This window comes from Microcoleus sp. A2-C3, from assembly GCF_036706065.1.
In the GTDB taxonomy this organism is placed as follows: Bacteria; Cyanobacteriota; Cyanobacteriia; order Cyanobacteriales; family Microcoleaceae; genus Microcoleus.
Genome location: NZ_JAUBVX010000053.1, coordinates 26,039 through 34,177, shown reverse-complemented (window position 1 = coordinate 34,177; position 8,139 = coordinate 26,039). Strand labels below are relative to the sequence as shown.

Here is an 8,139-nt window from a genome sequence, read left to right as displayed (position 1 = left end):
ACTTGAGATTGCAGTTGAGTTTGATTTTGATTGGCTGTCTCGATTTGATTTTGGAATTCCGATAGTTGAGAATTGAGGTGTGAGCGTTCTGTGTTTGCAGTTTCTAAATCAGATTGCAGTTGCGATCGCTCTTGATATACTGTTTCTAACTGTTGTTCTAATTCGGATACTTGAGATTGCAGTTGAGTTTGACTCTGATTGGCTGTCTCGATTTGATTTTGAAATTCCGAGAGTTGAGAGTAAATGTGCGATTGTTCTCTGTTAGCTGTTTCTAATTGAACCTGCAATTGTGACAATTGAGACAGCAGTTGTTCTCGCTCTCGAACAAGCATTTGTGATTGACTTTCCAGATCCGAAAATTGAGATATTAACTGTATTTTATCCTGATTAGCTGCTTCTAACTGTCTTTCCAGATCTAATAATTCAGGTGGCGCTTGATTTGGTTGTTGGTGGGCGGTTTCCAATTGAGAGTTGAGTATTTCTCGTTCTTGCTCTGCACTCTCCAGTTGAGCTTGCAAGCCAGAAAATTGAGACTGAAGTTGCTCGCGCTCTTGAATTGAGCGATCGAACTTAATTTGAATTTCCGATAACTGATACTGTAGCTGCGATCTGTTTTGATTAACAGCTTCCAACTGGTTGTCAAATTCCGACAGCAAAGCCTGCAATTGAGAACGTTCTGCATCAACCGTCTCTAATTCTGCTTGCATTTCCAGCATTTGAGTGTTAAATTGCGATCGCTCTTGATGCGCCACCTCTAACTGATATTGAAATTCTGCCACTTGGGCTAACTGCGACTCAGCTTGTTCAGCATTTTCTAGCTGAAACTGCAAATCAGCAATCAGAGAATCAACTTGCGATCGCTCTTCAGCAATTCCTGCCAAAAATTCTTCCAATTGCGATACTTGATTATGTAAAAGATCTTGCTCCCTAGTCACAATTTCTAAGCGACTTTGCAGATCAGACACTTCATAATTTAACTGATTTTCATTCTGTATTTTTTGCCGCAATTCCGAAGTTCTGGCGTCCAACTGAGAGGCTAAATTTGATATAGCCTCCTGCGAACCATGCATCCGCACCAAATTGCGTGAATTTCGCTTTTTCAAAATTAGCCAGCAGATTAATGCACCGCCTGCAAATCCTATTAATAAAAGTAATGCTTCCATTTGTTTATTTAATTGATATAAATTGAGTTACCCTGATGCTTGCCCCAAAAAAGGGACATTCAGAAATTGCTATCTTACTCAAAGCTATCACAACTTGCGCGCTTGTGTTCACTTGCTGCGACAATTCATATTTATTTACAAAAAACCCACAGATAAGGTGCGCAAGGCGCACCCGACAGTGAAATATTTTACCAAAGTCAGATTAACGAAGCAAATCCACAATATGAGAAACAATCCCGATATGTTGAGTCAGCAAATAATCCAATCTATCCGCCAGTAAACTAAAAATTAAATCGTTATAACTCATCCCGTATTCCGCCAAACCCAAAGCAACCAAACTTGTCACATTTTCGCCTGGATGTTTGAGATCCGGTTTCGGATTTGCTTCCAAAACATAAAGTTCTCCATCAGCATCGCTGCGGACATCAATCCGCACCAAACTGTTCAAGCTGAACTCCCAATAGATTTTGCGAGCCAACTCAATTAACTTTTGTTTTAGTTCTGGTTCCTCCGCGCCCATCAACCGCCCGCGATCGGCCGTAATCGCCTTTTTATCCATAGAAGTAAAGATGCGTTCCTCCGATCCGAAAATTCTCTCTACCGTCGAAAAAGCAAAGGGTTTTGTGTTTTTAGTAAAACCACCTTTAGCATGAGTTACATATCCACAAACTGCTACACAAAATTCTCGTCCCGGCAAATATTTTTCAATTAAAGCAGTATTGTGAGTTGCTTGGTGAACTTCGGAAACCGCCTCAGATAAACCATCAATTTTGTCTACAAAATGAACGTGCAGCGAAGCGCGACCCGATACTGGTTTGACCACAAAAGGCCCTTGATACTCGCCAAAAGCAATGGCAAAACGCTCGTGCAAATTAGGCTGCAAAATTCCTTGAGAAGGATGCCAAGTCATAAACGGAGCGGTTAGAATTCCGACTGATTGCAGTTCCCGTTTAAATGCGTGTTTGTTATCTAAAGTTGAACTATTTAAAGGATTGTGACCGATATAGGGCATTCCCAACATTTCTAGCAAGGCGGGAGTGTGACAAACTGGATTGTAGCCCTGGACTCCGCCCGTATTTAGCCACACTAAATGGATATTTTGTTGTTTTAGTTGTTCCGGCAAGTTCATGTCGTCAGGCATGACAAAAACCTGCTTAAAACCAATTTCTGTTAATGCTTGGGCAATCTCGCGGGCGACGATTTCGTAGCTTTTCCAAGAGCGGGGATTGTGGGTTTTGTAAATCACGGCTCCCTGGCGATCGCAGTTGCCGCCGAACACTACAGCAATCCGCAGTTTGGCAAACAGCTTTTCTAAGTATTGAGGGAGTAAACTAAAGTCGTAATGCCAGGAAGTTTTGCCGATTGATGTTGCTACCATTTAAGTTGTTTCCTTTTTTGTTTTATTTGCGATCGGCATATTTGCTCGATTTGGCTAAATATATTCCAGCCAAAACTACAGAGAAAGCGAACCAATTAAACAAGCTCAAACTTTCGGAAAATAGCATCCAGGCAATAATCGCCGTAATTACTGGTTCTAGCAGCAGAAAAAGGGCGACAAATCCCGATGACAAAGTGCCGAGACTGTGGATGAGAAGTCCTTGGCCAAAAGCTTGGCAAATCACGGCCAAGGCAATTACAGCCAGCCATCCCTCCCAAGAATAAGGGAAAATTCGATCGCCCTCCAGCAAAACCAAGGGCAAAATCAAGATGCTGCCAATCAAACAGCGCCACATCAATATAGTTGTCGCCGGGAACTTGGTTCGCAAATCTTCCGCAATCAGCAGATTTGCTGCATAAAACATTGCGGATAACAAAGCAGCAATGTCCCCGGTAAAATTTTCTCCGGCGATTTGCAAGTCTGTAGTGCCGATCGCGATCGCACCTCCCAACGCCACCACCAATCCCAGCAAAAACCTGCTGTCAAAACGCCGTCCCAACAGCAGCCATCCCCCCAAAGTAGTAAATAAAGGAGTTAAGTTGCGTAGTACAGTTGAATTAGCGACATTAGTTTGAGTTAGCGACCAGGCCCAGAGACCGAGAGAAGCAGAAGAAACCACGCCGACGGCTGTTAATAGCATCACATCCTTCAGAGTGTAGGGCGATCGCGCTTCAACCTCATTCCTAGACATTCGGCGACGCACAGCATCCGCACCATTCCACAGTCCAAACACCGCAGTTGCTATCCACAAACGGTTAAAAACCGTAGCATTCGGGCTGATTTCTCGTTCGCTCAACCTGATAAAAATGGCTGCCAGCGACACCGCCAGCAGCGCCGCCGACAGCGAGACGATCGCCCAAATTTTACCTGAACTGTCGTCAGCTAATTCACCGTTGTTTAAATTGTCCTGGTTTTCACAAACAATAGTTTTGTCTTCAGTTATTAACGCAGGTATTAACTGATCGTCCCCTAATATATTGCGCTGTGCATCAATATTTTGCTCTGCTACTTTCAAGTTTTTTGACATTATTGAAAATTCCCACCAAGGCTGAAAGTATAAATTAGAAGACTGCAAAAACCAGCTCAGGAATTACGCACTCCTTACTCAAGAAACCGGGTTTTTTAGAGAATCTGCGGCCTATAACCAAATTTTTGACAAAAAACCCGGTTTCTGGCGACCCGTGCAGGACTATATTTTTGGTAGTTAACAGCAGCTTATGTTGAAGGTTTAGCAGAAAGTTTTGTCAAAGCTTCCTTGAGCGCCGGTGGCAATTGGCGGATAATCTTGCCTTTTTCCCGATCGACACCAACCAAAGTTACCTGCGCCGTCACGTATAATTCCTGCGTATCGGGCGATCGAATTTCGTAATCCCAAAGCAGCCGCACACCCTCGCCAGCAAGCATCCGCGTTCTGACTGCCACAGATTGACCCATTTGCACAGAGCGGTGGTAGCGCAGCGAAAGCTCCACCACGGGCAATTCCACACCCTGCGCCACCCACTCTGCATACTCGATGCCAAGAGAGCGTAAACTTTCCACCCGCGCTTCCTCCATCCAAGCCAGATAAGTCCCGTGCCAAACTGCGCCGCTGTAGTCAGTATGGTGAGGGTAGACTCGCACCAAATATTCAAACCAGCCCTCAGAATCGATACCGGGTCGATTTTGAATAGCACCAGTCGGTGCGAGTTCTGGTTGAGTTCGATCGTTCTCTAACACGTTACAAATTGTTCCAAAACGCTACATTTCTACAAATCATAAAGCAAACTTCAGGCTTATGCTTAACATTAACCCACTAGAGCAGCAACGCCCTAGTGAGAGCGTCGCACAACAAAACTCAACCGTTTTTACCGCCAAAAACCATGATCGAAAAAATTTTAGTAGCCGTCGCCGGTCGTGGCTTGTGCGAAGAGATGTTTAATATGTTGATGGACATCCCTTCCTTGCAACAAAGCTCTGTCACCGTCTTGCACGTCGTGCCACCCCAAGTAACATCCGATGGCATGGCCGACAAGTTGGAAGAAGGAGGCAAGATTTTAGCACAAGCAGTCCAGTCTTTAAAAATCGACCCCAGCAAAGTCAATCCACGGCTGAAACAGGGAGACCCGAAAACCACAGTTTGCCAAGTCGCAGAAGAAGAACAATCCGACTTAGTAATTATGGGTTCGCGGGGATTCGGACGGCTGCAATCGATTTTGGAAAACTCAGTCAGTCAGTACGTTTTCCAGCTAACATCGAGACCGATGCTGTTAGTAAAAGACGACATCTATGTCAAAAGAATCAGGCGCGTCATGGTGGCGCTCGACAACTCAGAATCTGCCAAACAGTCATTGCAGCTTGCGCTATCTTTCGTCAAAGAAGTCAGTGGCGGGCAGATAATTCTAGTACACGTTACCAAAGATTTGACGGGAAAATACAGCGAAGATGTCACAGCAACTGCTGAAAAAGACTCTGTGTTGGCTCCGGGAGTAGCACTCGCGAAACAACTGGGAATTAGCTACCGCTGCGTGAGTGCCAAAGGCAAGCCCGGTGAAGCAATTTGTCAGATTGCAGACGAGGTGAATGCGGACTTGTTGGTGATCGGTTCCCCGGATCGGCGACCAAACGTTGCTAAAAACTTTCTGGATCTCGATCGACTCCTAGGAAATTCCCTATCAGACTACGTGCGAGTCTACGCCAACTGTCCCGTCTTGCTAGCCCGCACAGTCGCCAGCTAAACTCTCAACCGTGACAGTCAACAAAAAAAGCGCCCCAGCAAAAAGCTGTTGGCGCTTTTTTTTGCAACTAGCAAAGCCAGACAAAAATAGCACCAGTTGCTATTCTTTTCTACCTTGACGGCTAGCGGTTTGAATGTACAGAATGATTAGAAAAACGCTGGGAACCAATACAAACAGAATGGTTGCCACAAACCCTAAATCGTTAACTTCCATGAAGACCCCAGCCTTTATTAAAAAATAGGAAAACACACACAACTAGGATAACACTCAAAGGCAAAAGGAAAACTCGAAGCATCCCAGAGCCAGAGAATGTCTACTTCTTCCTCCCTCTTCCTTCCTCCCATCCGTTACATCCGTTAAATCCGTTACGGATTCCGTTGCCGAACTTCCCTCCCATCCGTTACATCCGTTAAATCCGTTACGGAATCCGTTGCCGAACTTCCCTCTTCGTTCAGAAACCCCAGCTACGGCTTAGTCTTCACACTCACCGGGCCGTTGACGATAGTTTGACAAGCCAATCGATAGTTTTCGGGCTTTTTCTTGAGCTTGCGGTTCTCAAAGTCAGTGCGGGGCGACAGATTTTCACCGCCCTCGACAATTTCCACAATGCAGGTGCCGCATTGACCGATGCCCCCGCAATTCATCATTTTTCCCGAAAACGTGTACAAGTCGATGCGGTTTTCTAGAGCTTTGAACCTCAAATTGGCTCCATCGGCTGCGATGACTTCCTGATTTTCCTTCACAAACTTGATATTAGCCATAGCCGATTCCTTAACGCAGTTGACATGGAGCTCTCTAACCAAATATTAACTAATGTGTCGGACGTTTCATACCCGATGTCTCATCCTTTGCGATTAAAGGTCGATCGCCCCAACCCAACCCTTCGACAAGCTGTCAACTGTCAACTGTCAACTGTCAACTGTCAACTGTCAACTGTCAAGGAGCATCCGAGAGGTTATTAGTCGGAAGATTGCTCACAGCGCGCTGGAGAGACGAAAGCCCCAGGTTGTAGTTGACAATTGCCGACAACCGGTTTCTCTCAGCCCTAGTCAAATCTGTTTCCGCCTGAATCACATCCGTCTGAGTGCCTACGCCAGCTTGAAACCGGAGTCTGGCCAGACGCAAAGCTTCCCTCGACTGTAAAACCCCCGCCTCAGAAGTTTCGATGTTCTCAAAACTCGACTCTAAGCCAAAATACGCTTGTTCCACTTCCCGGCGCACTTGGTTGCGGAGTTGGTCAAATCGACTTTCGGCGATCGAGATATCAGCATCCCGCTGTTTAACCCTCGCCTTCACCGCGCCCCCGTCGAAGAAATTCCAAGTCAGATTCGCTTGCACCGCATACCCGCTCCCCCAACCGCGAGTTGCAAACGGGTCTGAGTTGTCAGTAGTTACCCCCTGGAAGTTGTAGGAACCAGTGACATTAACTTGAGGCAGCCCCCCCGCCCGAATCGATCGCCTCTGCTGCTGGCTGATATTCCTCTGTACTAACTGCTGTTCCAACTCAGGGCGATTCTTAAAAGCCTGCACGATACTCTCTTCCAAAGACAGCCTCCAGGAACCAGCTTGCTCCACCGGGTCAGCCGCCGTCAAGTTCGCCGACTGACTGATATTCAAAATCTCAGCCAGCCTGCGCTGGGCCACCCGCTGATCGCGACGGGCCACTGACAGTTGCTGCACTTCGTTAGCTACATTTGACTGAGCCTGCAACACAGCAAAGCGGGTTCCCACCCCGGCCCGTTCCAAAGCTTCGGCATCCCGCAAACTTTGCTGGGCATTTCTCACAGAAGCTTGGCGGATAGCAACTTGTCCGTCGGAGTTTTGTAGGTTGTAGTAAGTCTCAGCAGTGTCGAAGCGGAGTTGCTCGGCTTGGCGCTCCAAATCCAGTTCCCGGAAGCGCAACTGTTCCCTAGCCGCATTGATATTAGCGGTGCGGCGGCCGAAAATGTCGAGGTCGTAGCTCAACTGCAAAGTGTTGTTGAGACCGATGCTGCCGAAATTTTGGAAATCGGGAGAATTCGTCGGCAGTTGTTGGTTGGCCGGCAAAGTCTCATTGCGGCGCAGCCGAGTCTGCACCCCAATCTGTCCGCTGGCGCTGACTTGGCGGCTCGCGGTCATTTGAAAAGTCAGATCGGGAAATAAAGCAGCCTGCTGTTCCCGCACACCCGATCGAGTTTGTTCGACTTGCTTCTGGGCAATTTGTAAAACTTGGCTGTTGCGGCGGGCCAGATCGATCGCCTGTTGCAAAGTAATTGACTGAGTTTCCTCGATCCTGACATCCTCCGGCTTAGTCGGAAACTGTAGCGGATTCGGGTTGGGTTCCAGGGAAGCCGGGGGCTTGGTGTCTAGAATGCCCTTCGGGGTTAGAGGCGGAAAAGTTTCATTCGGAGTGCCCCGGAGAATTGGTACCGGGGAACTCGGTATCGGAACATTATTGGGGCTACTGGGAACAGGTTGCTGCCGAGTGTTTGTCGGTGTCGGCGTTGGAGACTGCGCCAAATACTCCTGCTGCTGAGGCTGTGATGCCAGCGAGGGCTCGCTTGGGGGAGTTGCTGCGATCTTAACTGCTTCGGGCTGCTGAGACTCAGAGGTTGGGGCGTTAAGGGCGATCGACTGTTCGGGATCTGATGCTGGATTTGTGTTCGAGGTCGATGCTAATTCGAGCTGATTGCCAAGGGCCCAACTGTCCTGAGATTTAGCCGGAGGCTGTGCTGAAGCACTCTGTCCGGCGTTGCTGAAAGTAATTGCAGCGCCCACTCCGACCACCACGATTTGACGAAAAACACGCATAATTTTTTAATTACTTTGCAATTCTAGAGACAAT

8 protein-coding genes are annotated in these 8,139 nt (G+C 47.3%); 1 reads left to right on the top strand and 7 read right to left on the bottom strand.

The window, feature by feature from the left end; all coding sequences use genetic code 11:
- The 4 genes from QUB66_RS23785 to QUB66_RS23770 form a co-directional block, all read right to left on the bottom strand.
- Positions 1-1,163: hypothetical protein (locus tag QUB66_RS23785; RefSeq protein WP_332966052.1), on the bottom strand; the 1,163-nt coding region annotated here is incomplete at its 3' end.
- Positions 1,164-1,365: 202 nt separating this feature from the next.
- On the bottom strand, positions 1,366-2,541 hold the full coding sequence (locus tag QUB66_RS23780; RefSeq protein ID WP_265237233.1) for a D-alanine--D-alanine ligase family protein: 1,176 nt from the start codon (positions 2,539-2,541) through the stop codon (positions 1,366-1,368).
- A gap of 22 nt (positions 2,542-2,563) precedes the next feature.
- Positions 2,564-3,628, bottom strand: coding sequence for a DMT family transporter (locus tag QUB66_RS23775; protein WP_332966054.1), 1,065 nt, complete (start codon positions 3,626-3,628; stop codon positions 2,564-2,566).
- A 188-nt stretch (positions 3,629-3,816) separates the two neighbouring features.
- A complete protein-coding gene (locus tag QUB66_RS23770) occupies positions 3,817-4,317 on the bottom strand; it encodes an acyl-CoA thioesterase (RefSeq protein WP_265237229.1) in 501 nt (166 codons plus the stop codon).
- Between the two features lie 143 nt (positions 4,318-4,460).
- Between QUB66_RS23770 and QUB66_RS23765 the strand changes: the two genes are divergently transcribed.
- Positions 4,461-5,315, top strand: a complete 855-nt coding sequence (locus QUB66_RS23765) for a universal stress protein (RefSeq protein WP_265237227.1) — start codon at positions 4,461-4,463, stop codon at positions 5,313-5,315.
- Positions 5,316-5,414: 99 nt separating this feature from the next.
- On the opposite strand, the gene psbM is transcribed toward QUB66_RS23765, so the two are convergent.
- The 3 genes from psbM to QUB66_RS23750 all read right to left on the bottom strand — a co-directional run bounded on the left by psbM (position 5,415) and on the right by QUB66_RS23750 (position 8,105).
- Positions 5,415-5,528: a photosystem II reaction center protein PsbM gene (gene psbM, locus QUB66_RS23760; protein WP_194012816.1), complete on the bottom strand. Its 114-nt coding sequence runs from the start codon at positions 5,526-5,528 to the stop codon at positions 5,415-5,417.
- Between the two features lie 251 nt (positions 5,529-5,779).
- The gene (locus QUB66_RS23755) at positions 5,780-6,076 is read right to left on the bottom strand and encodes a (2Fe-2S)-binding protein (protein WP_265237224.1); all 297 of its coding nucleotides are present in this window, start codon (positions 6,074-6,076) and stop codon (positions 5,780-5,782) included.
- Between the two features lie 175 nt (positions 6,077-6,251).
- A complete protein-coding gene (locus QUB66_RS23750) occupies positions 6,252-8,105 on the bottom strand; it encodes a TolC family protein (protein ID WP_265237222.1) in 1,854 nt (617 codons plus the stop codon).
- Positions 8,106-8,139: the final 34 nt, after the last annotated feature.